Origin of the sequence: Microcoleus sp. C2D2 (genome assembly GCF_036702495.1) — a bacterium.
In the GTDB taxonomy this organism is placed as follows: domain Bacteria; phylum Cyanobacteriota; class Cyanobacteriia; order Cyanobacteriales; family Microcoleaceae; genus Microcoleus.
Genome location: NZ_JAUBTO010000029.1, coordinates 14,656 through 38,941 on the forward strand (window position 1 = coordinate 14,656; position 24,286 = coordinate 38,941).

Sequence of the window (24,286 nt, forward strand, 5' to 3'; positions counted from 1 at the left end):
GAATGACAGCGGCATAGCTGGGAACAAGAAATGAGAACTTACCCGATCGCCCACAGCCCCATAGACTAGATATAATAAAATCTGTCCCATTATCCCCACAAAGTTCGTGACTGTCACACCCCTGCATCTCACTTCCGAAACCAGCACTCAACGCCCCGACTCCCTCGGCAGATTCGGCAAATTCGGCGGCAAATACGTCCCCGAAACCCTGATGCCGGCTTTATTTGAACTAGAAGCCGCTTTCCACAAATACAGCAGCGAACCGGAATTTCAACAGCAACTCCAACAATTACTCAAAGATTATGTCGGCCGCCCCAGCCCTTTGTATTTTGCCGAACGCCTCACCGAGCACTACGCTAAAGCAGACGGAACTGGCCCGCAAATTTACCTCAAACGCGAAGATTTAAACCACACGGGAGCTCACAAAATTAACAACGCTTTAGCTCAAGCATTGCTGGCAAAACGCATGGGCAAAAAGCGGGTAATTGCTGAAACTGGTGCCGGTCAGCACGGTGTTGCTACCGCCACAGTTTGCGCTCGTTTCGGTATAGAATGCATTGTGTACATGGGCGTTCACGACATGGAAAGACAGGCTTTAAATGTGTTTAGAATGCGGCTGATGGGTGCCGAAGTGCGGCCGGTGGCGGCGGGTACGGGAACGCTGAAAGATGCGACTTCGGAAGCGATTCGCGACTGGGTGACAAACGTGGAGACAACTCATTACATTCTCGGTTCGGTAGCGGGCCCGCATCCTTACCCGATGATGGTGCGCGATTTCCATGCGATAATCGGTCAAGAAACCCGCGCTCAGTGTCAAGAAAAGTGGGGTGGTTTGCCGGATATTTTATTAGCTTGCGTCGGCGGCGGTTCTAATGCAATGGGTCTTTTTCACGAGTTTGTCGGGGAAGAAACTGTCAGATTGATTGGTATTGAAGCGGCGGGCGAAGGTGTGGAGACCCAGAAACACGCTGCTACTTTGACTAAAGGAAGTGTGGGTGTTCTGCACGGGGCGATGAGTTATTTGCTGCAAGATAATGAAGGTCAAGTGATTGAGCCGCATTCGATTAGTGCGGGTTTGGATTATCCAGGCGTGGGGCCGGAACACAGTTATTTGAAGGATGCGGGTCGAGCTGAATATTATAGCGTAACTGATGCACAAGCGCTGGAAGCGTTTCAGCGGCTTTCGCAGTTGGAGGGGATTATTCCGGCTTTGGAAACTGCTCACGCGATCGCCTATTTAGAGACTCTGTGCCCTGCGCTAACAGGCAATCCGCGCATTGTGCTTAACTGTTCGGGACGCGGCGACAAAGATGTGAACACTGTGGCGAAGGTTCTGAATATCTAGTTGGGCGGAATGTGGGGCGATCGCTCTGTAGGAATTAGTAACAATTAATTGGTGTCAACTTAAGACTAAAATCCTTTGTCACTCGTTTATATCGAAGTCTAGATCCCCCCTAGCCCCCCTTAATAAGGGAGACCCGAAGCGCTCTTTCGTCCCCCGCACGCGGGGGATTCGAGGCGGATCGAGAGGCCGATCGTCAGACGGTATACTCATACTACTTTTGGCATTAAGTTGACACTAATGGTAACAATTAACTTTATTTTTCGTTTGATTTCATGTCCAAAGGTTTAATTTTGACGTGGGTGGGATTGTTGACAATCCTGCTGCCAAAGTGTGGCGCGGTCACTCTTGAGCCATCACGGCCGGAAACTTCCATGAATACTAAGGTTGCTTCGAGTGCTATTACTGACTTAGAAAAAGCGGTTAACCAACAGATCAATCAATACCGAGCATCTAAAAAGTTGCCGCCGCTGAGAGTCGATCCGCAAATGACTCAGATAGCAAGAATTCACAGCGAAAATATGGCTAACGGTAAAGCAACTTTCAGCCACGATGGATTTGAAGGGCGGGCGAAAGCAATTACTATTCCTTATCAAAGTGTAGCGGAAAATCTTGCTTACAATATGGGCTACAGCGACCCGGTACGCAAGGCTGTTGAAGGTTGGATTAAAAGTGAGGGCCACCGCAAGAATATGGAGGGTCAGTTTAATTTAACTGGAATTGGGATTGCTAAAAATGCCAAAGGCGAGTATTATTTTACTCAGCTTTTTGTTCGGAGCTGGTAAGCTGAAGGAAGAACACGGCTCCGGACACGGATACACGGATAAATTATCGAGTGTGAGGTAGATGCTGAAGTCAGAAGTCAGAGGGAAGAGGGAAGAGAGAAGAGGGCAGTCAACAGTCAACAGCCAGTCGATTTGAGATTTGAGATTTGAGATTTGAGATTTAAAAATTGACTCCACAGATGAATCTGGGACCTGGAAATTAGGTTTAAAACTTTTCCCTTGTCAACCGTCAACCGTCAACAGTCAACAGTCAACAATTACTAATAATGGAATTTGCAGATTTTCAAGTGTGCGATCGCGATCTTCCCGATTCTCTCTTATCTTACTATTTGACAGCAGAGGCGATCGCGGTTGATACGGAAACAATGGGTTTGATGCCGTGGCGCGATCGGCTGTGCTTGGTGCAGTTGTGCAATCCCGAAGGTAAAGTTGCAGTGGTGCGGATTGCCAAAGGCCAGACAGCAGCACCGAATTTAAAGAAGTTAATGGAAGCCGAAAATATTGAGAAAGTATTTCATTTTGCGCGCTTTGATATGGCAACAATGCGTTACAATTTAAGTATTGACATTGCACCAGTTTTCTGCACCAAACTAGCTAGTAAACTTGCTAGAACTTATACCAACAGACACGGATTGAAAGAGTTAATTCTGGAACTGGAAAAGGTAGAATTAAATAAAACTTCTCAAAGTTCCGACTGGGGAAATGCGACTAATCTTTCCGACGATCAACTAAATTATGCTGCGAACGATGTCCGCTATTTGCTGAGCGCTAAACAAAAGTTGACTGGGATGTTGCAGCGAGAAGAACGCTGGGAAATTGCACAGCAATGTTTTAAGTGTTTGCCAGTTTTTGTGAGTTTGGATTTATTGCAGTACAATGATGTTTTCGAGCACGGTTGAGACTCGTGCAGTGAAAAACATCTCGATCGGACTAGGCGATTGAAATCGCTACTACAAAAACTTTCGTCCGCAGAGGCGGACGAATAAATAAAGAAGAAATATAGGGAGAAACCTGGTTCCAGAGGTAAGCGAGTCCGATCGCGAAAACTGTCATCTATTCCTAATTAGGGCGGCTCGGGATTGTGTTCGTGAATCAAAGCTTCAATTTGGTCGTCAAGATTTCTAATCACTTTTTCCAAAGCGGGCAACCCCTCTAAAGGCACAGGAGAAAGCCGAGTTCGATCGCGAATTTCATTGACTTTCCGCTGCAATTCTTCGGCCAGTCGCAGGGCGTCCCGACTCAAAGTAGACAACTGCTGCTGCTGGTAAAACCTCAAAGCTGCTCCCCGCAACACTTGGAGCGTAGCTTCTTCCTTGCCGTCCACCGCCATTACCCGCAAGCGCAACAGCAAATGAGTTTCTTGATATATGCGTTCAACTTCGACTTGTTTGGGCTGTTCCACCGGGCAAACAGGCATATCCGTCAACCGCTTCAACTCATCGATGACCTCTTGGAAGAGGACGATATCGATACCTTCGAGCACCGATTTCAAAACGCCGTCTTGACTCCAAAGAATGCGGCCTTGGGATTGGTTCCGCTCAAAAAACAAGCGGCCTATACCGTCTAGCAGCACTCTACCGAGCAATTCTTGCAGCAGTTGCGGCGCGGGCAAAGTTGTCAAAACTTCGACTGGGCTTGACAAGTGCAAGGCCTCGACATTCAAAACCGATAGCTGTGTCGGCGTCGGGGAAACCTCAGCGCCGGCAGGTTTAAACCGCTCACGAGCGGGCATCGAGGGTTCGGGCCCAGACAGCAGCGTTTCTGCTTTGGGGGGTGAAGTTGGTGGTGCGGGATTTGTGGGTGTTGGGGCTGCTGCGGTTTCTGTGTGGCCCGAATCTGTAAGCTGGCTCCCGTGGAGCAAGTAAGCTGAGAGGATCGAGCGCTGAATTTCCGAGGCAATTGGCTCTGTTGTGACTGAGCAATTCATGTAAGCTAAAATTCGCTGCACGTAGTCCAAGGCCGAGTCATCTTGGGCATCGACTACGCCCAGTTTAAACTGATTACCTTCTAGAGATAAAGGCAAAACTTGATAGTAAAGGCAAGCTTCAAAGGGGACAACTGTGTCAATTAGTTGAAATATTCGATCGGAGTCCATTGTAGCTGCCGAGTCTGTTGAAGATGTATGTACCATTAGCTGCTCTGTAGTTGGAAGCGCGATCGAGCGCCACGCACCAACCTGATGCGATGAAATTTAACGCTGCAACTTTCCTGACGAAGGAATTGGTCTCACAACCGGAAGCTTTTATTAAATAAAAAATCCTTAGTCCCTGAATTTTCTCCCTTCTGTATTGCAGCCTCAAATTATACCAAAAGATTGAGAACTACATGATGACTGGCGCAGTTGAGACCAACTATCATGGAACGCACGAGATGGATTCCCGTGGCTGGCAACGACAGAATTAAGTCTTTAATGCGCAAGTATTATAGATGCACCCCAACCGAGATTTACGGGCAACCGCTAAATTTAGGAGTGGTTAAAAAATCCTAAAAAATCGATCGTGCTGCTAGTATCTTAGCCCAGAGAGTTGACTGCGATCGTCTTCGATCGCGATCGAAGACGATCGCGCTACGATATCCCGATCGATCTAACCTGATTTGATACAATGGGCATCGCGCGGTTTTCCACGGAGAAACGATCGGGCACTCTGTGGCTGTTGGGGAATTGATTTGTAGCGCGGATTCTGAAAAATGCTAGCGCCAATTAACAATTAGGAATTGCCCGCCACCCATTCCAATCTACTTGTTGCGGAGCGATTGAGCTGCTAAATAGAGTTTGCTCCACTCGCCGATGACTTGATTGGTTTTCAGCTTTAATTCAGATGCGATGGTCTCTACACTTTTTCCTGCTTTGAGCGATTCGAGCAACTGCCGCTGCACCGGCGTGAGGTCTTGTAAATATTGCTGCCACTGAGCAGGAGTCAAGCCCAAACTGTGTTCTGCGATCGAGGTTTCCAGCCAGCTAGCGACTAATTCCGGTGCTTGTTTGACCGCAAAAACCCGAATCGCGTGGTAACTGACTTTTTCTCGCAAGCGGTAAATTTGCTTGATTGGAACCTTCAGCTCCTCGGCAATTGCCTCTTGGGAACGACCTTGCAGGTAAAGCTGCAGCCACCGGGAAGCCAGCGGATCGACTTGTGCGGCCAAGTAATTCTCAAATTCTTGTTGGACAATCTGCCGCTGAGTTTGCTGCTCTTCCCAAGCTTGATTTTCTCGATACTCGGACATCGCCTGTTCGTCTAACAGGCTGAGGGGTTCGTCTGTATCGTCGGGTAGAACCTGTTCCGACACCAGCCGCACCCAGTCTCCTGCAGGCACTTGCGTCAACCCGCCCCGCTGGGCACGCCGCAGGTAGTTGACAAAACGGTACACCAGCAGCGGCTGGTTGCGGATCGGTCGCAAGCAGTATTCTTCTGTGCTCGCTAGCAGCAAAGCATTTCGCAGGCGTCTGTCTGAGGTACATTCGGCAATCCAAGCGACTTGCTGCTGCAGGTAGCGATCGGAATTGAGCATTTCCTGAATCACTTCTTGTAGTACCTCCACCGCACTCCGCTGTCTGTCGCGACTCAGCGAAACCCACGCTTGGATTTTTTGTCGCAGCACCACCAAACCGCCGAGCCGCCCGATCAAGTTGCGATAAGCTTTTTCTGGGGGTACTCCCAGATACCGAGAAATCAAAATTCGATATAAAAAGTCGATCGCGCCGGAGGCGACGGTTAGTTGAGCCGGAGCTAGAGTGTCAAATCTTTCTGGCCTGTCTCCCAACAGCCAGCGGACAACACTCTCGCGAGTGCTAGAACTCTCATCCGGGCAATCTTGTTCAAGTCGTGACTTCCAATCTTGTGCCAGTCTTTCCGCCAAGGTCATGAGCTGTTGAGCTATTTGTCTTTCACCCCCGATTTTACGTGGTATGCTGATCATTTGAGTCTTTTTTGGATCTAATAGGACTTGCGCGTCGGTAAAATAATTCTGTGATTGGGTGATCGCGATCGCAATTGCAGGTTTTTTTTTAACTGCCGATCGGTAAGTTTTCTAATGATTAAACGGGCAAATTAATTGCCTATTGACACAAACACCTAACACTGTTATATGGCTAACTTTTTATTAGAACTCGGTACGGAAGAATTGCCCGCATCTTTTGTCAGAAGCAGCGCCCAGCAGTGGCAGCGACTTGTACCTGCAACTCTGGCAGAACAATCATTGACAAATGACTCAATTAATGTATACGCTACTCCGAGGCGTTTGGCCGTTCTGGTGAAAGGACTGCCAGTTCAGCAATTAGATAGAGAAGAAGAGGTAAAAGGGCCGCCGGCAAGTTCGGCTTTTAAAGATGGCAAACCGACGAAAGCAGCGGAAGGTTTTGCCAAAAAGCAGGGCGTAGAAATTGATGCTTTGGAAGTTCGCGCTACCGATAAAGGCGATTTTGTTTTTGTGCTCAAAAAGATTCCCGGGCGCAAGACAGCGGATATTTTGGCCGAACTTGTGCCGCAGTGGATTAACAAGTTAGAAGGCAAAAGATTTATGCGGTGGGCAGACGGAGATTTGAAGTTTCCGCGCCCGATTCGATGGATGGTGGCACTGTTGGATGATACTGTACTGCCAATTACATTGGTGAGCGGTTCGGATACGGTCAAGAGCGATCGAATTTCCCAAGGACACCGGGTGTTACATACCCCCCCTACACCCCCCCTTGGCAAGGGGGGGACATCGCTTCCTACACCCCCCCTTGGCAAGGGGGGGACGGGGGGGGTCTCGATTCCGCAAGCCGAGGATTATGTCGAGTGTCTGCGGGCTGCTTGCGTGGAGGTCGATCGCACGCAGCGCAAAACTCAAATTAAAGCACAAGTAGAAGCTGCAGCAACAAAACAAGGCGGTTACGCCGAAATTACCGAAGAATTGTTAGAAGAAGTCACCGACTTAGTCGAATGGCCGAACGCAGTTGTCGGCAAATTTGACGAAGAATTTTTGATATTGCCGCCGGAAGTAATAACCACAATTATTGTTACAAACCAGCGGTATTTTCCCATCCTCAAAAGCCCCGATTATCCCGAACTTCTGCCCTATTTTATTACAATTTCCAACGGGTCTCCGGCTAAATCTGCGATTATTGCCGCTGGTAACGAGCGAGTAGTGCGGGCGAGATTGGCAGACGGTCAGTTTTTCTACAAAGCAGACTTGGCAAAGCCTCTAGAGGATTATTTGCCCAAGTTGGAAACAGTTACTTTTCAGGAAGATTTGGGGACAGTGCGCGCCAAGGTCGATCGCCTGTGCAAGATTGCCAGTTTAATAGTCAATCAACTGCAAATCACAGAGAAAGAGCAAGCTGATGTAGCGAGAGCAGCCTTACTTTGCAAAGCCGACCTCGTAACCCAAATGGTTTACGAACTTCCCGAAATGCAAGGAATCATGGGGCAGAAATACGCCTTAGCAAGCGGCGAATCGGAAGCAGTAGCCACAGCAATTTTTGAACATTATTTGCCCCGAGGTGCGGGCGACAAGTTGCCGCAAACCCTCACAGGTCAAATTGTCGGAATAGCCGACAAATTAGATACATTAGTCAGCATCTTCGGCTTGGGAATGTTGCCGACTGGTTCATCCGATCCGTTCGCTTTGCGTCGCGCAGCCAATGCAATAACTAACATTATTTGGGCTGCTCAGTTGCCAATCAACTTGCACCAGTTGCTCGCCGAAGTTGTTGCCGAATTTACCGCAGCGCGGCAGGAAACACCCGGGGAGTTGCTCGATCAGTTGTATGAGTTTTTTCTGCAAAGAATTCGGACTTTATTGCAAGAAGAAAAGAATGTAGATTATGATTTGGTAAATGCAGTTTTGGGAGAAAACGACCCAGAATATACTGAACGAGCATTGAGAGATTTGTTGGACGCACTGGAAAGAGCGCTTTTTCTGCAACAAATCCGCAATAACCAGACTTTGGATCTGATTTACGAAACAGTCAACCGTTCAACTCGTTTGGCGGCTCAAGGTGATTTGGATAAAATAGAATTGGAACCGAAAACGGCGGTGAAACCCGAGTTATTTCAAAAGTCATCTGAACAAGCTTTTTACGATGCAGTAGTGCAGTTAGTGCCGCAAACGCAGCTATCTAAACAAACTCGCAACTACCAGCAGTTGGTAGATAGTTTGACTGAAATTGCTCCGACTGTCAGCAACTTTTTCGACGGGCCAGAAAGCGTTTTGGTGATGGACTCTGACCCGGAAATTAAGCAAAATCGGTTGAATTTACTGGGTTTGCTGCGGAATCACGCGCGGGTGTTGGCTGACTTTGGGGCGATCGTCAATCGATTTTAGATTTTAGATTTTGGATTTTAGATTACCGCCAAAGGTTTTGATGTAATATCAAATCCATTGGTAAGCTGTTGCGGCATTTAAATTGTAGGTCAAAAAAAATTAAAGTCTTGTGGGGTGTCCCGCCCGCCCTGAATATACAATTTAAATGCGCGACAGCTTATCGGAATAATTCATTTCTATCTTCTCTCTTCTCCTCCTCTGTGCCCTCTGCGCCCTCTGCGGTTAAATCATCCCAAAAAAACCGTAACATATAAGAGGAAAAAACCCAGAAAATTCGCTCCATCACACACACAACTTATGCCGATCGCTCATATCATTGGACTAGGAAAATCAGGAATTGCCGCCGCAAGACTGCTAAAACGCGAAGGATGGGAAGTAACGCTGAGCGATCGCTCATCTTCCCCAAACTTGCTCCAACAGCAACAGCAACTCGCTAACGAAGGAATTAAAGTTGAGTTAGGTCAATCTTGGGAACCAGTCGAATCTATAGAATTAATAGTAGTAAGTCCCGGCGTTCCCTGGGACAGTCCAGCATTAGTGCGCGCCAGAGAGTTAGGCATTGAAACAATAGGAGAAATGGCTCTCGCGTGGCGTTACCTCAAATCTCCTTGGGTGGGAATTACTGGCACTAACGGCAAAACCACTACTACTGCTTTAATTGCTGCTATTTTTGAAGAAGCCGGGCTTTACGCTCCCGCTTGCGGCAATATTGGCTATGCTGCGTGTGAATTAGCTTTAGCCGAAAAACAGCCAGATTGGGTAATCGCAGAAATTAGCAGCTATCAGATAGAATCGTCGCCGTTTGTAGCGCCGCGCATCGGAGTTTTGACGACCTTGACGCCGGATCACCTCAGCCGCCACAAAACTTTAGAAAATTACTACAACATTAAAGCGCATTTGCTGAAAAAATCTGAATTGCAAGTAATCAACGGCGACGATCCTTATTTGCGGCAGCAAGGACTTGACATTTGGCCGGATGCGTGCTGGACGAGTGTGAAAGGTGAAAAAGAACTGTTGGGCGATTCCCTACGGGATAGCTTCGCTTCACGCACTTTTGGAGCGTACATCGAAAACGGTTGGGTAATAGCTCAAAGCGAGAAAATTCTGCCTGCTGATTCTTTGCGGATGGTGGGAGAACACAATTTGCAGAATTTGTTAATGGCGGTAGCGGCGGCTAATTTGGCGGGGATAGATAAAAGTGCGATCGCCCGGGCCATCGCTAAATTCCCCGGAGTTTCGCACCGCCTCGAACACATATGCACTTGGGAAGGCATAGATTTCATCAACGACAGCAAAGCTACTAATTATGACGCCGCGCAAGTCGGCTTAGCTTCAGTGAGCGCACCGGCGATTTTAATTGCCGGCGGCGACGCCAAAGAAGGAGACGATCGCGCATGGATTGATACAATAAAAGCAAAAGCTGCTGCCGTGCTGCTAATTGGAGATGCGGCGAGTCTTTTTGCCGATCGGCTCGCACAAGCAAATTACAACGCTTGGGAAATTGTCGAAACAATGGAACGAGCAATCCCGCGAGCAGCAGAATTAGCCCAACAGAATCATGCTAAAGTAGTGCTGCTTTCCCCAGCGTGTGCTAGCTTCGATCAATACCAAAACTTCGAGCAACGGGGCGATCATTTCCGCCAATTATGCCTCGAATCCCTAGTGTAGATATGTCAGTGTTCGCTGTGTACAAATTAAGATTTTTATACACAGCGAACACTAACAAAATTAAAAAATCTGCGTTCATCTGCGTCTATCGGCTTACATCTGCGGTTAAAAATTAAAACCTCTGATTTTAGCCAATCTACTTTAACTAACAGTCTTCCAAATATCCTTAATTCTAGCCTGCTGTTCCCATTCTAGCTCAGAAAAAATTAGCATCATTTCCTCATGAGTGTAATCAATAATTATTGCAGCCAATTGAGCCGCAGTTTCCGCTGACAGCATTGCTAGTTTCAATTTGGTCATTGCTTCTTTATCCATCAACAGTAAAGTTTTAATTCTTACCTCATTTAGATTTTAATTTATTCTACAAATCTCTTTCAGTTGTGCATTAAAACTGGCAATTCGAGCAGCACTTATTGTATCAGAATGCCGCGAGGATATTTTAATTTTTTTGCTGCAAATCTGAGAAAGCAATTTTTCATCAATCTCCAGAATATTGCCTTGCGAACTGACATTTTGTTGCAACAAAATTGCGATTTCTCTTTCCAGTTGGCGATAGCCTTGCTGAAAGAAATCTTGAGAGTTAGAACGAAACAAACCGCTATTGATTTGCTGCTGAATTTGGCTAGGTGTCAGCGATTGAGCCGAGACAGCAGCCGGAAATCCAAAAGATGCAGCTAGCCACCAGCTAGAAATTATCTGTTTGAGAATGCTGTTCATCACTGTCGGGAGGAGTTATTACCTCAGTTGGTTTCTCGTTTTCTGACTCGCTTGCTAATTCATCTTCTCGTGCAAGTTTTTCTTGCCACTCAACAAGCTGCTGAAAAAGTTTCGGGTTAATTTCAAATACGGGTTTGTTGGTTTCTGACATATTGACTCCTAACATTTATTACATTTAACTGGTTCCCGGGTTCTTCCTGGGAACCGCTGTCCAGAGGAAGAGCCTCGCTTTTTCAGTAGGAAAATTGGAGACAGAGCCTCCGGATCTGCGTTAGGAGGAAGAGCCTGGAAACGAGTACAGAAACAATTATGTCGATCGGAAGCTACGCTCAAACCTTCAGCAGCGACATAATTATACCTGTTAAGGAACCACCAAGCAAAGCTAAAGTAGCTAAGGTACTAATGCCAAATCCTGCCGCTCTTTTTTCGGCAGCTTGATAGTAACCCCAAGCAAACAAAATGCGTCCAATTATCCAAACTGCGCCGATAGCGGCGCCCCAAATTGGGCTGATAAATTGCGAGAACAGCCACAGCGAGGGCAAAAATAGAATCATTTGCTCTAAGGTATTTTGCTGAACTCGCAACACTCGTTCAAAGTCTGGGTTTCCTGTCATCTGCGGGGGAGAAACTTTGTGTTTGAATCTAGCTCTGCCGACGTTGATGGTAACAACGAAGTAGAGAATTAATGCTGAAACAGTAATTAGACTAGGCCAAAGTGTCGCGTTTGCTTCTGCGAGCATGATTCGGTATGATTGGGGTGGAGTAGATATCTTGATTATAAATCAATTATTGCCGATCGCGTTATTCATCGCCATCCCGTCATTCAAGGTAGGGGATTTGATTCAACTGCTGGGTATTAGTGGCGCGGCAATTGCTTTTGGATTCCGGGACATCCTCGAAAACTTGCTGGCTGGGATTTTGATTGTTTTTGCTCGCACCTGCATACGGATACAAACCCGCGACTCCTCTAGTGAGCAGCCCCAAATTTTAGACTTTTGTTCAAGCTCCCAGATTCATCAGTGGAATCAATCTAAAATCTAAAATCAGTGGAGTAAATCTAAAATCTAAAATCTAAAATCCTTTGACGGATACAAGCCCCTGACTTAAGGAGATTATTTTGCTCAACAATATTCGAGACCGTCTTAAATATTTCACCAGGAGCAGGATCGATCCACAGCATTTAAAGAAAATACGAGTTGACTTGTTGGAAGAATCAACCCTAGATATTGACTATCTTGTCTTAATTCTCGGCTCCTGTATAATCGCTACCTTTGGACTGCTTGCCAACAGTGCGGCCGTCATCATCGGTGCTATGATAGTCGCCCCTCTGATGTTGCCAATCCGAGGGTTAGCATTTGGAGCGGTAGAAGGTAACGTTCTCCTCTTCCGCAAAGGTTTAATTGCATTAGCAGTCGGGACGGTGCTAGCAATTTTTCTAGCTTGTTTTTTGGGAGCTTTGGTACAACTTCCCGACTTTGGGAGCGAAGTTCTAGCTCGTTCTAAACCTACATTACTAGACTTAGGAATTGCGATCGCCGCTGGGGGAATCAGCGGCTATGCGAAAGTTCAGCCCAAAGTTTCTGCTACTCTGGCGGGAACTGCGATCGCCGTGGCTCTCATGCCGCCAATTTGTGTTATAGGTTTAGGCTTATCTCAAGCTAATTGGTCGCTCAGTTTGGGAGCAAGCCTCCTGTATCTTACTAATTTGCTGGGGATTACTCTCTCCTGTATGCTAACCTCTTTAATGGCCGGCTACACCCCCCTGCATCGCGCCGGTAAAGCCCTATTGTGGGCGCTAGCATTGACGGCTATACTTGTGATTCCTCTGGGCGTGAGTTTTGCGGAATTGATCGAGCAAGCGCAACTCGAAGCCAGTCTGAAGCGGGCGTTGCTTAACCGAACTATCACTTTTCAACGAGTGGAAATGATTAAAAGCGATACTAACTGGTTGGCGAAACCGCCGGAAGTTCGTCTGAGTGTTCGCAGCAGCGAAGCTTTGACAGCCAAACAGGTGCAGCTTTTAGAAGCATTTGTCGAAAAAGAAATGGGTCAACAATTTACCCTAATTTTTCAAGTCAGTCAAGTTGAAGAAGTGCGCCGCTCAACCCTGAATAAGCCCCGATCGAAACCGAAACCTTAACTATTTTATCCCTAATCGTATGACCCCAGAAACTCTGATTCACGAAGTGACGATCGAGGGCAATCTGAAGCAATTTCTCTTAGTGCTATTAGTTTCCTTGAGTGTGGCGGTGCTGCCGCAAATATGGGGCTGGTTGCGCCAAATTCCCTACACGCTGCTTTTAGTAATTGTCGGGTTGGGTTTGGCTTTTATAGATGTGCGATTGGTGTCGCTCTCGCCCGAACTGATTCTGTTGATTTTTTTGCCGCCTCTTTTGTTTGAAGCTGCTTGAAATCTGGAATGGTCTAAACTCAAGCGGGATTTAGTGCCGATCGCTCTTTATGCGGTTTTGGGTGTTGTTGTTTCTGTTGCTGGCGTGGCTTTTGCTCTCAACCAAATAGCTGGAGTTTCTTTAGCAATCGCCCTGTTGGTAGGAGCTAGTATATCTGCTACCGATCCTGTTTCAGTCATTGCATTGTTCCGGGAATTGGGAGTTGAAAAACGCCTAGCTTTGTTGGTGGAGGGTGAGAGTTTATTTAATGATGGCATTGCTGTTGTTGCCTTTAGTTTTTTGGTGGGATTTTCTTTAGGGACGGATGAAGTTGGCATCCCATTTCTGGTGGGGCGTTTCTTAGCTTTTGTGGGAATTGGGATTACTGTCGGGAGTGCGATCGGTTTTGGGATATCCTATCTCACCCAACGGTTTGATTTACCTTTGGTGGAGCAATCGTTAACCTTAGTTTCCGCCTACGGCACTTATATAATTGTGGAGGATTTAGGCGGTTCTGGGGTGATAGGTGTGGTGGTGATGGGCTTGATATTTGGCAATTTCGGCTCTCAGATTGGTATGCAGCCCAGTACCAGACTGGCGGTAACACAATTTTGGGATTTTTTGGCGTTTTTTGTAAATTCGATCATGTTTCTGCTGATTGGCGATCGAATTAGTTTTGCTGGTTTGCAAGCGAATTTAGGAGTGATTGGCATAACTGTGGCGGCGATGTTTGTGACGCGAGCGATCGCTATTTTTGGTTTAGGATGGTTGAGCAATTGGTTGGCAAAATCTGAAATTTCATTAGCCGATAGAACTGTGATTTGGTGGGGAGGATTGCGGGGTTCTGTATCGATTGCTTTAGCTTTGAGCGTGCCGGAGGTTTTCCCCGAGCGGCAAAAAATTATTGCGATCGTGTTTGGCGTAGTTTTATTTACGCTGCTAGTACAAGGTTTAACCACCAAGGCGCTGCTGGAAAAATTGGGGTTGTTGAGCAACCAGGAGTTGCGCCAGGAGTATCTGGAGGCGATCGCCCAACGTGTTGCTCTCAACCGGGTTCTCAAGTATCTATCTGATGTATCGGGCGATCGTAAAATCGAGCCTGAGTTTTCCAATTATCTCGTGAGTCAGCTTCAAGAAAAATTAAACTTGCTGCAAGCAGAAATCAACCAAATGTACGATCGATCTCCTGAACTGCAGGAGATGACTATCGACAAACTCGAAGGGGATTTGCAGGCAATAGAGGCTGATACTTATGCTGAATTTGTGCGATCGGGTCAATTGAATGAGCTGCCTGTTTCTGTGTTGCAGCAATGTTTTCAAGACCGGAATGAGAAAATTGTTTTTTAATAGGATGTTTGTAGGGATAATCCCCGTGATTGTCCCGCTTATGTGGAAATTTTGCGTAAGTCCTAAAACCATCAAATTTCTCGTTCCTTGTTAGATTCCGTGTTGGCAATCAAAAAAAGTCCGAATTGTTGATGGGCGGACATGGTATAATTCCGGAGCTTGTAGGGTGCGTCAGCCTACAATAATTTGAATATGAGCTAGATCATAGAAAGATTTGGGAGAATTTGGCAAACTGAGAGTAAGGTTAAATAGGAGGTCAATTTAATGACCAATACTGCTCTCAATTTTAAGACTGCACCCGGACATGAAGTTCTGGCCGCGGCGGGTAAGAAAATGCTGAGGCCGGGGGGGAAACTTGCTACAAAACAGTTATTTGAATGGGCGGATTTTCAGCCTGGGGAGACTGTTTTGGAGTTGGCTGCTAGTTTTGGATATAGTTCGATCGCCCTTGTTGAACGTTTTGGCGTAAAAGTAGTGGGAGTTGAGAAAAATCCCGAGAGTGTGGCCCGCGCTCGTGCTAATGTTGCAGCAGCGGGTTTGAGCGATCGAGTGGAAATTGTGGAAGGAGATATTTTTCACTTGGATCGGATTTCCCAACAGTTTGATTGGGTTTTGGCTGAAGCTATCCTGACAATGCAGTCGCCGTCAGGGAAAGCTAAAATTGTATCGGGAATTTGCGATCGTTTAAAACCAGGTGGCAAGTTTCTCTCTCACGAACTTTTAGCTAGAAACCGAGAATCTGAAATTCACAAAGCTTTATCAGAAGTGATTCGCGTCAATTCAACGCCTTTGTCTGAGTCTGGCTGGATTGCTGTTTACCAAAACGCGGGTTTGCAAGTAGAAAAGTGTCAAACCGGGGCGATGGGGATCCTCAACTTGCGGCGAATGCTGCAAGATGAAGGATTTGTGGGTACTGTGCGGATTTTGTGGAATATATTAAGTCGATCGCAAATTCGCGATCGTATCTTAGCAATGCGTCGAGTTTTCCAGCATTACCAACAGGATCTAGGCTACATCGTTATCTCTGCAAAAAAACAATCTTAATCGATTTTCGATTTTCGATTTTCGATTTTCGATTGAAGAAAGTGAAGCCACTGATAAATCCGGGGCCCCGGGCCAAATTAATCGATTGTCAAAAACTATGACTACTACTCTTTTACAGCTACAATCTTCAGCAATCCAACTCCGAGACACAATTGAATATCCCGCCGCCGGAGTGTTGAGCAAAATTTTAGTCAAAGACAATAATTGTCAGTACAGTTTATTTTGTCTGGCAGCCGGAACGGAAATTTCGGAACACTCTTCGGCACGGAATGCCACAGTTAATGTCATCGAAGGAAAGGGTATTTTGACTTTGGAAGGCAAGGATATTGTTTTGGAACCGGGGGTGTTTGCCTTCATGCCCGCTCGCGCACTCCACGCTTTGAAAGCTGAAGAAAATTTGGCGTTTATTTTGACACTTTCTGAAGTCAATTAATTCCCTAAATATTGCTTTAGGGGCGGGTTTTACCAACTATAATTGCCTAAAATCAATAATCTCATAAACCCGCCCCGATTCACAGGTTGTGGGGGGCGGGTTTATATAGATAGTGAGTTGCAGCCAAATATTGTTTGTGAAACCCGCCCTACACAAATTGGGATTTTAACATTTAGTCTATAGCTAAATATTGCTGTAGGGGCGGGTTTTACCAACCATAATTGCCTAAAATCAATAATCTCATAAACCCGCCCCGATTCACAGTAGGGGCGGGTTTTACCAACCATAATTGCCTAAAATCAATAATCTCATAAACCCGCCCGATTCACAGATTGTCGGGGGCGGGTTTATATAGATAGTGAGTTGCAGTCAAATGTTATTTGTGAAACCCGCCCTACAAGAATTGGGATTTTAACATTTAGTCTATTTCTTCTCCCGAGGCGAGAGCCTCCAATTTTTCCCAATCCAATACCATAATTTTACCGCCTCGACTGTAGGAGACAAACGGCTTGAGCTTCTTAAATAACCGCACGCATTCTTCGTAGGTAATTCCAATGCTGCGAGCAATTTTATAGTAGGGAAAAAGTTTTTCTAAACACACACTATTATCTGCAATCTTCGTACCTTGCTCGACGGCAAAGTAATGAATAAATCGGGCCAGCCGCACGATCGCCCTTTCCGACACCAAACCGTGTACAGTCTCGTGCAGTTGCTGCAACCGCTGGTTGAAAACCGCCAATATTCGCAAAGCAATCTCAGGATTTCCCCGAATTGCTGCTAGCAAAAATTCCCGTTCTGTGGTAAGAACTTGGACATCAGTTTCTGCAGTCACAGTTGCGGGGGCAATGCCGTTGCCTAGCAAAGCAGGTGCGGCAAAAATATCTCCCTGAAATAAAGTGCGGAGAATTGTTTCTTTGCCCGCCGTCGCTGTTTTTGCAACCCGCAGAGAACCGCTCAAAAGAGTGTATAATTTTTCGGGGATGCGATCGCCCTCATACATCACAACTTCTCCCTGTCGGTAAGTCCGAATTACTGTGTGTTCTTGCAATCGCTCTAATTCAGTTGGGTTTAAGCTGGCAAATATTCCCATTTTAGCCAGTTGCTCAACAGTTGCTTTCATACATTTAACTCTACCCGCTCGGAGTCCATTGAGAGTATAATAACGGTGAATTCTGAATATATTGAGACAAGCAGAGCCATCTACGAAAATGCAGAACCAGACTATCAGCGATATTATTTTGATGAGATAGCTGGCGGATTTGTGCTAATTCACCAACAACACAATCTTAATAATTCGGAAATCTTTATTGCTCAAGTTTTGGCTAAAATAGGAAAGAGAGTTAGAATGTTGAGCGAGCAAGCAGCAGAAGGTGTGAGAACGCCAGACGCTGAGATTGACGGTGAGATTTGCGAATTTAAGGAGTTGACAAAATATACTAAAAACATCAGATATCGACTTCAAGAAGGAATCAGCAGGGCAAAAAATCAAGGTGCAACAGCCGTTATTATTCACATTAACCGAGAGAGTTATGAGTTTTGGAAGATAAACGACGGCATCAGAAAAGCTTTTTATTGGGACAAAGAACAACGGATTCAGACTATTATATTAGTATTCAACAGCGAAGAAGTACAACAAATAACCAGGGAGGAATGGGAAAATGGAAGACGTTTTTAATGAGTTTGAAGAAGTTATACAAACCGGCTTAAAAAACAATATGCCGCGAGATGCTAAATTAATTACAATTGGGCAAATTTTATATGCAGTTACTCGTGATGAGCTGACAAATGAAGAAGGTTGGAAGCTTGAAGAGATGATGGGTGGCAGAACACAGTGGGAAGAGGCACTTGAGTACAGCATTTTTGGCTATCGAGTAGACACAGCAACACCATCTTTCGATAAACCTCTGGTTATTGCCGGCAAAACTTTTCATTCTCGCTTGATGACGGGGACGGGAAAATATCGCAGCATTGCAGAAATGCAGCAAAGTGTCAACGCTAGCAGGTGCGAAATTGTTACGGTGGCTGTGCGGCGAGTGCAAACAAATGCTCCGGGGCATGAAGGATTGGCAGAGGCTCTCGATTGGACTAAAATCTGGATGCTGCCAAATACTGCCGGTTGTCAAACTGCGGATGAGGCGATTAGAGTAGCTCGTTTGGGGCGGGAAATGGCGAAACTTTTAGGGCAAGAAGACAATAATTTTGTCAAATTAGAAGTGATTCCCGATCCTAAATATTTGCTGCCAGATCCGATCGGCACTTTGGAAGCAGCAGAACAATTAGTCAAAGAAGGTTTTGCCGTTTTGCCCTACATCAATGCCGATCCCTTGCTGGCCAAACGCCTAGAAGAAGTCGGTTGTGTGACTGTCATGCCTTTAGGTTCGCCCATCGGTTCAGGACAAGGGATCAACAATGCAGCCAACATTCAAATAATTATTGACACGGTGAATGTTCCTGTGGTAGTCGATGCGGGTATCGGAACTCCCAGCGAAGCGGCCAGAGCAATGGAAATGGGAGCCGATGCACTGTTGATTAATTCGGCGATCGCCAATGCCCAAAATTCCCCGGCAATGGCAAAAGCAATGGGAATGGCAGCAGAAGCGGGGCGGATGGCGTACTTAGCAGGCAGAATGCCGATCAAAGATTACGCGATCGCCTCTTCTCCGCAAACAGGCACTGTCACATCCAAATAAATTCCTGAATTTTCCTGGGCGCTTTTTTGGTAGAGTTGTAAACATCAAAAATATTAAGGATTGTGACTGATGCCTTACATCAAAGATGACGATGGACGCCTGAACAACTTTGCTAAAGAGCCGAAGGTGTATGAAGCCGTACCTCCCAACAAAAATCAGCAACGCAACTACATCATCATGGGTATTGCAGCAGCCATGTTAGTCGCCGGTTTGGTGTACGTGGCTGCCTCCGTCTGAAAACTGGCCTGAGACTCAAAGCTGCTTCAAATCGCAATTTTAAATAATCCTTCGAGAAACCATGTTTTCCTTTCCCAAGGAAACATGGTTTTTGTGTTTCAATACTATTCAGGTAGTTGCGACAATCCTGAAGCGTGCCGAGCGAGCACGAAAGCTAAATAAGACAAGCAGAAATAGGGTTTTTTCCTCTCGGCTGTTGGGTTCAGGGACTTGGGTTGCAATTAATCAGACTGGTTCGTCACCAACATAAAATTGCCAATGGAAAATCTACAATCATGAAGGTCATCACCGGTGCGATTTACTGCCTTCGGGGCTTAGTTGCGAGTTATGAGCGATCGAGATTTCAACTCTCTACTCTCTACTCTAAAATCTAAAATCTAAAATCTAAAATCTAAAATCTAAAATCTAAAATCTAAAATCTAAAATCGGCAGATCCTGATGTCTATTCCTTCCCCAAAAGTTTCTAGCTCGAACAAGCTGATATACCAACGCTTGAAACAGGCGATCGACCTCAATCTACGCCGTCAAATTTTTATCGCCGCCTGCGACGACTTGTGCTTGCGGGACTGTCTGGCAGCCCGCTTGCACACAGAATTAGCCACAGAGAGCGCTTCCTCCGATCCTCGCTCCCCGATCGACTACCCCCGATTTGTCAGTTTGGAACTCGACTTGAGCGATCCAAATCCTTGGGGCTCGATCGCCGCGTGGCTGATCCAACATCCACCGCCCCAAAACAGGGGCAGCTACAGCCGTTTGCCGGGATTCCAAATTCTCGGGGCAGAACACCTGACCAGGCACTCAGCAGCCGTGCAGTGGTCGTTCCTGAGCTATTTGAGGGACATCGAAACACACCTGCAAATGTGCGAGTCTACTCTGTTGCTGTGGGTGTCGCGCCCCTGGCTGAGTTCGATCGAGCACTCGGCCCCGGAATTTTGGCACTGGCGAACCGGAGTATTTGAGTTTGAAGGCGAACCAACTCCAGCTTATAGAGACGGAGGGCACTCCAAAGACTTGAGAAACTTGCCAGACAACGGAGACTCGGGCGAGAAACTTGTAATATCTGTTCTGTCTGGACAATCCCCAACTCCCGAGGAACAATCCCCAATTCCCGAGGAACAATCCCCAATTCCCGACGAACAATCCCCAGCGCCAGATTCTAAATCCGTCGAACTGGCAGATTTGGTGCTATCGGCGGCCTCTTTTGAGTTGGAAGCAGAAAATAATTCCGCATCGGAGGAGAATTTTCTGCCGCTGCAAACCCTGCAATACATCCAACTGCTGCAAGAACATCAGTGCTGTTGCGAAGCATTGGCTTTGGCTTATCACAGTTTGGGGAATTACTACCGCGATCGCATTCTGGGCGGAGATGTTTCAGAGCAAAACCTGACAATCGCCATTCGTGCGATCGAGCAAGTGATTGCGTACCTCGAACTTGACGCCAACTCGCAGCAAAATCAACCACCAACCGAGGAATGCGCCCGGCTGATTGCCCAATTGACACAAAATTTAACTCAGTACGCCCAGGAGTCCAACAGCCTACCGCCAATTTCCGATTTGCTCAACGATCTCGGCACTTTCTACTGGATGCTGTCGCGCGATCGCACGCAGCATAACGCCTCAGATCCGCTATCGTGCCTCGAACGCAGCATCGCCCTCTACCTTGAAGGTTTGAGGCGAACAGATGCCGAGAGCGTACCCCAAACCCGCGTTAGATTAAACAAAAATTTGGGAATCGCCTCGGCAGATTTAGCCCGCTATCGAGACAAGAGAGAGAACTTGCAGCAAGCAGTTGCAGCTTACCAACAAGCGCTGCAGGATCTAGACCCCGCCGTGGAACCCCAGCAGTACGCTGCAGCTCAGAATAATTTGGCGACAGCATACTGGAATTTAGCCCAAGAAGGTGAGCCGAAAGTCTACCTCAAAAGCGCGATCGCAGCTTACACCCAAGCCCTCTCCTGCTACAGTCCCGAACGAGAACCCCTCAACTATGCCGGAGTGCAAAACAACCTCGGTACCGCTTACTGGAACCTCGCCCAGCACGAGCCCTCAGAACCCCTGCTAGTCACGGCGATTGAGGCCTACCGCGAAGCATTAAAATACCGCACCCGAGAATTAGTACCCGCCGCCGCCGCGGCCACCTACAATAATCTCGGTACCGCTTATTGGCATTTGGCGAACCAGTTCCAGCAGAAACAGGCGCGGACGGAATCATTGCAGCAGGCGATTACCGCCTACGAAACCGCCCTGGATATCGCCGGAGAGCTCGATCGAGCCCAACTCACCTTTGACACCTTGGCCGCCCGCAACAATCTCGGACTAGCCCACTATCAACTAGCCACAGACCCAGATTTCGCCCTCAACAAAGCTGCACAAACAAGCCATCTAGAAGCAGCACTGCACCACCAGTTGCAAGTGTGCGCCGAATGGGGACAACATCTCAAGGACAAAGGGTTAACATATGGGGATAAACTCCACCTGCAAGCCCCGGTCAACTCCCAAGCTGCAGATTCCCGGCAAACAGCATTGAGCTATATTGTCAAAACGATTAGAGCTTTCTATAGTGAATGTGGGCTGCCAGGCCAAAATTTAGCCTTATCCAAAGTTCCAGGAGATTTATTGCCTGAAATCTTGCGTAGGCTATAAATATGGCTATAACTATTAAAGGCTCAATTTTTTAGAGATATGTATCCAGTTTTCTATTATTATGGCTGAATATTCTTGCCTAATTATTCAAACAAACTTGTGGTCATGGCCCCTGTAAAAATCCTTGTGGTTGATGACGACCCGGCAATCCGAAATTTAATTCACCGTTTTTTGAGCCAGCAAGGTTATCAAGTTGAGTCTGGCCAGGACGGTCAAACTGGTCTGCAATTATTTGAGCAACTCAATCCTGACTTAGTAGTTCTAGATGTAAATTTACCCGATACTACTGGCTACAAACTATGTCAAGAGATGCAAAGACGCACGGGCGTGTTTGTGTTGATGCTGACCAGCCGAACCGATGAAGCTGACAAAATGAAAGGGTTTGCCGAAGGTGCTGACGACTACATTACTAAACCTTTTAGTCTTGTAGAGATTGGAGCTCGGGTTGCAGCAATTTTGAAGCGCAAGCGCATTGTTACTCCCACCCAACAACAATGTCTTACCTTTGGAGAGCTACTAATAGATCCGGTTCGCCGCGAGGTACTTCTCGGCAGTCAGATAGTTCCTTTGACTGCTTTAGAATTCGACCTGCTGTACTGTTTGGCCAGCAAACCCGGTCGCGTGTGGAGGCGAGCGGAATTGCTGCATGAAGTGTGGGACTACGAGTATGTAGGATCCGATCGCGTGGTGGATGTCCATATCGGTCAAATTCGCCGCAAAATTGAACCAGATGGCACTCAAATATCGAGGATTCAAACCGTCCGGGGAGTGGGTTACAAGTTTGAGCCAACACCCTCGTAGCATTCGCCGACACGTGGGCCGAAACGCAAGGCAGAAGGCTGTATAGGGGTGGGTTTACGAATATCTCTGATTCACCTCACATCTTGCACCATTCTCGCTTAACAGGCTTTCCGGCCTGTTCCACAAGAAAATTCACTCTTTGTGGAACAGGCCGGAAAGCCTGTTCATAAAAAGCTTATTGAGAATGGTGCAACATCTCAGATTCACTCGATTTTTGTAAACCCGCCCCAACCGCGCCATAATTCAAATCGATCGAGAATCTGATTGCTTGTTCTGCAAATACTCGCGCACTTGTGGCGCACGCTCAAAACCCCTGCGCACGCAATCTCCCAAAGCCACGCCCCCAAAGTAGTTGCTGCACAAAAACACCCCAGGCAAGGATTTTAAGCCCTGCTCGATTTGTTGCAGGCGATCGAAATGCCCCAAATTGTACTGAGGAATTGCCCGCTTCCACACATTCACCGCCAAAACTTTCGGCTGCGCTGCCGAGGGCTTCAGCAAAATCCGAGACAAATCTCGGTGTACCTCCCGAACGATTTGTTCCGAGTCGAGATTGCCAATTTCCGAATCAGTAGCCCCGCCGATGTAACTGCTGAGAGTTTGCCACCCCGCAGGCGCCCGATCGGCAAATAAACTCGATGTCCAAATCGTCCCCAGAGTGCGAATTCCCTGCCCCCTCGGAATTAAATTTCCAAAACCTACTAATTTACCCTTGACATCCGACACCGGATATGCTAATACAACGCAGGCAACCGTAGGATAAGTAAAAGCTTGTAAAGCGCTGCTAACTTCCGGTTGAAGAGGCTGCAACAAATCCGCTGTAACGTAAGCCGGCGTTGTCAAAACCACGGTGCGCGCCTCAACAAGTTGAGGCCCATCGGGCGTGGAGAATTCAGCAATGTAAGTTTCGCGTTCTGTACGCTGGAGGCGGGTTAGGTGCCAGTTGAGTTTCAGTCGATCGCCCAATTGAGCAGCGATCGCCTCTGGCAGAGCCTTCAACCCCTGTTTGAACGAACCCAACTCCCCCGGCCTAGTAGACGGAACATTCGGGTCTGCAGGCATTTTCTTCGGTCTTTTCCTAGCAGAAAGCAGCGCCCCCGCCACCAGCCCGCCACCCACATCAGCCATCTTTGTGACCCGACCGAAAGCCGCCGCCGCGCTAAGTTGTTGGGGATCGCCCGCATAAACCCCAGAAACAAAAGGTTCAACCAACCGCTGCATGACTTCCTGCCCCAGATGACGGCGGAAAAATTGAGAAACAGTTTCCTCGTCACCCTGCTGCGAAAGTCGAGCACCGATTGCCGGCCCGACAAACCCCAAAGCCCCGAACAACGCCCGCAGTTTCCCCGGAAAACTCAGCAACTGAGACTGGATCATCGCCGGTGGAGTCATCGGCACCGGTTGCAGCTTCCCTTGCCAATACACAAAACGAGGCAATTTGCGATCGGCCAAAATCAACTCCTGCTTCAATCCCACATCCACAGCCAACTTCATCAATTCCGGCGTCGGCGAAAAACTGTTAGGGCCCTCCTCCCAGAGAAACCCCCCCGCTGTCCTAGTTGTGATGTTCCCGCCCACACGTCCCTGACTCTCAGCGACTAAAATCTTTAGCGGGGATGTACTCGTTGCTTCCGCCTCAAGTGCGTGCGCCAAACTCAAACCGCTAATACCCGCACCCACAATCAAGGTATCTAATAGTTCCATATTACATATTAAAAATTTCGCAATCTTTATGTTACATGGCTTTGCACGGCTTGCCTTCTTTGCGGAGCGTACTGCAAAACCGCTTTCCGATTACCGAATCGGGAATCGGGAATCGGGAATCGGGAATCGGGAATCGGGAATCGGGAATCGGGAATCGGGAATCGGGAATCGGGAATCGG

General features: G+C 47.2%; 24 protein-coding genes. 16 read left to right on the plus strand and 8 right to left on the minus strand.

The window, feature by feature from the left end; translation table 11 throughout:
* Positions 1 to 106: 106 nt before the first annotated feature.
* From trpB to QUB61_RS12130, 3 genes are all read left to right on the plus strand, one after another.
* Positions 107 to 1,345: a tryptophan synthase subunit beta gene (gene trpB, locus QUB61_RS12120; RefSeq protein ID WP_333128212.1), complete on the plus strand. Its 1,239-nt coding sequence runs from the start codon at positions 107 to 109 to the stop codon at positions 1,343 to 1,345.
* Positions 1,346 to 1,617: 272 nt separating this feature from the next.
* Entirely contained in the window at positions 1,618 to 2,127 is a 510-nt protein-coding gene (locus QUB61_RS12125) for a CAP domain-containing protein (RefSeq protein WP_333189958.1), read from the plus strand.
* Between the two features lie 266 nt (positions 2,128 to 2,393).
* A complete protein-coding gene (locus QUB61_RS12130; protein WP_333128216.1) occupies positions 2,394 to 3,026 on the plus strand; it encodes a ribonuclease D in 633 nt (210 codons plus the stop codon).
* 164 nt (positions 3,027 to 3,190) lie between these two features.
* Here the strand turns inward: QUB61_RS12130 and QUB61_RS12135 are convergent, their stop codons facing one another.
* Both QUB61_RS12135 and QUB61_RS12140 read right to left on the minus strand, forming a co-directional pair.
* Complete coding sequence (locus tag QUB61_RS12135; protein WP_333128218.1) at positions 3,191 to 4,258, minus strand: GspE/PulE/PilB domain-containing protein; 1,068 nt, start codon at positions 4,256 to 4,258, stop codon at positions 3,191 to 3,193.
* A gap of 605 nt (positions 4,259 to 4,863) precedes the next feature.
* The gene (locus tag QUB61_RS12140) at positions 4,864 to 6,045 is read right to left on the minus strand and encodes a HetZ-related protein 2 (RefSeq protein WP_333128220.1); all 1,182 of its coding nucleotides are present in this window, start codon (positions 6,043 to 6,045) and stop codon (positions 4,864 to 4,866) included.
* A gap of 168 nt (positions 6,046 to 6,213) precedes the next feature.
* Between QUB61_RS12140 and glyS the strand changes: the two genes are divergently transcribed.
* A complete protein-coding gene (gene glyS / locus QUB61_RS12145; protein WP_333128223.1) occupies positions 6,214 to 8,433 on the plus strand; it encodes a glycine--tRNA ligase subunit beta in 2,220 nt (739 codons plus the stop codon).
* Between the two features lie 297 nt (positions 8,434 to 8,730).
* A complete protein-coding gene (gene murD, locus QUB61_RS12150) occupies positions 8,731 to 10,101 on the plus strand; it encodes a UDP-N-acetylmuramoyl-L-alanine--D-glutamate ligase (protein WP_333128225.1) in 1,371 nt (456 codons plus the stop codon).
* A gap of 141 nt (positions 10,102 to 10,242) precedes the next feature.
* Here murD and QUB61_RS12155 read toward each other — a convergent pair whose 3' ends face one another.
* The 4 genes from QUB61_RS12155 to QUB61_RS12170 all read right to left on the minus strand — a co-directional run bounded on the left by QUB61_RS12155 (position 10,243) and on the right by QUB61_RS12170 (position 11,558).
* On the minus strand, positions 10,243 to 10,401 hold the full coding sequence (locus tag QUB61_RS12155) for a hypothetical protein (protein WP_333128227.1): 159 nt from the start codon (positions 10,399 to 10,401) through the stop codon (positions 10,243 to 10,245).
* Positions 10,402 to 10,452: 51 nt separating this feature from the next.
* Positions 10,453 to 10,818: a hypothetical protein gene (locus QUB61_RS12160; protein ID WP_333128229.1), complete on the minus strand. Its 366-nt coding sequence runs from the start codon at positions 10,816 to 10,818 to the stop codon at positions 10,453 to 10,455.
* Positions 10,787 to 10,969: a hypothetical protein gene (locus QUB61_RS12165; RefSeq protein WP_333128231.1), complete on the minus strand. Its 183-nt coding sequence runs from the start codon at positions 10,967 to 10,969 to the stop codon at positions 10,787 to 10,789. Before QUB61_RS12165 ends, QUB61_RS12160 begins: the two co-directional genes overlap by 32 nt.
* Positions 10,970 to 11,147: 178 nt before the next feature.
* Positions 11,148 to 11,558: an MAPEG family protein gene (locus QUB61_RS12170; protein ID WP_332960310.1), complete on the minus strand. Its 411-nt coding sequence runs from the start codon at positions 11,556 to 11,558 to the stop codon at positions 11,148 to 11,150.
* Positions 11,559 to 11,589: 31 nt separating this feature from the next.
* Here QUB61_RS12170 and QUB61_RS12175 point away from each other — a divergent pair, with 31 nt between their 5' ends.
* The 6 genes from QUB61_RS12175 to QUB61_RS12195 all read left to right on the plus strand — a co-directional run bounded on the left by QUB61_RS12175 (position 11,590) and on the right by QUB61_RS12195 (position 16,032).
* The gene (locus QUB61_RS12175) at positions 11,590 to 11,859 is read left to right on the plus strand and encodes a hypothetical protein (RefSeq protein WP_333128233.1); all 270 of its coding nucleotides are present in this window, start codon (positions 11,590 to 11,592) and stop codon (positions 11,857 to 11,859) included.
* A 163-nt stretch (positions 11,860 to 12,022) separates the two neighbouring features.
* A complete protein-coding gene (locus QUB61_RS12180) occupies positions 12,023 to 12,958 on the plus strand; it encodes a DUF389 domain-containing protein (RefSeq protein ID WP_333128235.1) in 936 nt (311 codons plus the stop codon).
* 19 nt (positions 12,959 to 12,977) lie between these two features.
* Entirely contained in the window at positions 12,978 to 13,229 is a 252-nt protein-coding gene (locus tag QUB61_RS39850) for a hypothetical protein (RefSeq protein WP_445300232.1), read from the plus strand.
* A 3-nt stretch (positions 13,230 to 13,232) separates the two neighbouring features.
* Positions 13,233 to 14,555, plus strand: a complete 1,323-nt coding sequence (locus tag QUB61_RS12185) for a cation:proton antiporter (RefSeq protein ID WP_445300233.1) — start codon at positions 13,233 to 13,235, stop codon at positions 14,553 to 14,555.
* A 264-nt stretch (positions 14,556 to 14,819) separates the two neighbouring features.
* Complete coding sequence (locus QUB61_RS12190; protein ID WP_333128237.1) at positions 14,820 to 15,599, plus strand: class I SAM-dependent methyltransferase; 780 nt, start codon at positions 14,820 to 14,822, stop codon at positions 15,597 to 15,599.
* Positions 15,600 to 15,696: 97 nt separating this feature from the next.
* A complete protein-coding gene (locus QUB61_RS12195; RefSeq protein ID WP_333128239.1) occupies positions 15,697 to 16,032 on the plus strand; it encodes a cupin domain-containing protein in 336 nt (111 codons plus the stop codon).
* Between the two features lie 418 nt (positions 16,033 to 16,450).
* On the opposite strand, the gene QUB61_RS12200 is transcribed toward QUB61_RS12195, so the two are convergent.
* Positions 16,451 to 17,152 (minus strand): Crp/Fnr family transcriptional regulator, encoded by a 702-nt coding sequence (locus tag QUB61_RS12200; protein WP_333128241.1) that lies wholly within the window; start codon positions 17,150 to 17,152, stop codon positions 16,451 to 16,453.
* 45 nt (positions 17,153 to 17,197) lie between these two features.
* On the opposite strand from QUB61_RS12200, the gene QUB61_RS12205 reads away from it, so the two are divergent.
* The 5 genes from QUB61_RS12205 to QUB61_RS12225 all read left to right on the plus strand — a co-directional run bounded on the left by QUB61_RS12205 (position 17,198) and on the right by QUB61_RS12225 (position 22,403).
* Positions 17,198 to 17,707, plus strand: coding sequence for a CdiA C-terminal domain-containing protein (locus QUB61_RS12205; RefSeq protein ID WP_333128244.1), 510 nt, complete (start codon positions 17,198 to 17,200; stop codon positions 17,705 to 17,707).
* Positions 17,691 to 18,722: a thiazole synthase gene (locus QUB61_RS12210; protein WP_333128247.1), complete on the plus strand. Its 1,032-nt coding sequence runs from the start codon at positions 17,691 to 17,693 to the stop codon at positions 18,720 to 18,722. The genes QUB61_RS12205 and QUB61_RS12210 overlap by 17 nt, the downstream gene beginning before the upstream one ends.
* Positions 18,723 to 18,791: 69 nt before the next feature.
* Positions 18,792 to 18,959, plus strand: a complete 168-nt coding sequence (gene psb34 / locus QUB61_RS12215) for a photosystem II assembly protein Psb34 (protein WP_106333461.1) — start codon at positions 18,792 to 18,794, stop codon at positions 18,957 to 18,959.
* 438 nt (positions 18,960 to 19,397) lie between these two features.
* The gene (locus tag QUB61_RS12220) at positions 19,398 to 21,602 is read left to right on the plus strand and encodes a tetratricopeptide repeat protein (protein WP_333128249.1); all 2,205 of its coding nucleotides are present in this window, start codon (positions 19,398 to 19,400) and stop codon (positions 21,600 to 21,602) included.
* Between the two features lie 105 nt (positions 21,603 to 21,707).
* Positions 21,708 to 22,403, plus strand: a complete 696-nt coding sequence (locus QUB61_RS12225; protein ID WP_333128251.1) for a response regulator transcription factor — start codon at positions 21,708 to 21,710, stop codon at positions 22,401 to 22,403.
* 243 nt (positions 22,404 to 22,646) lie between these two features.
* On the opposite strand, the gene hemG is transcribed toward QUB61_RS12225, so the two are convergent.
* Complete coding sequence (gene hemG, locus QUB61_RS12230) at positions 22,647 to 24,107, minus strand: protoporphyrinogen oxidase (RefSeq protein WP_333128253.1); 1,461 nt, start codon at positions 24,105 to 24,107, stop codon at positions 22,647 to 22,649.
* Positions 24,108 to 24,286 lie beyond the last annotated feature (179 nt).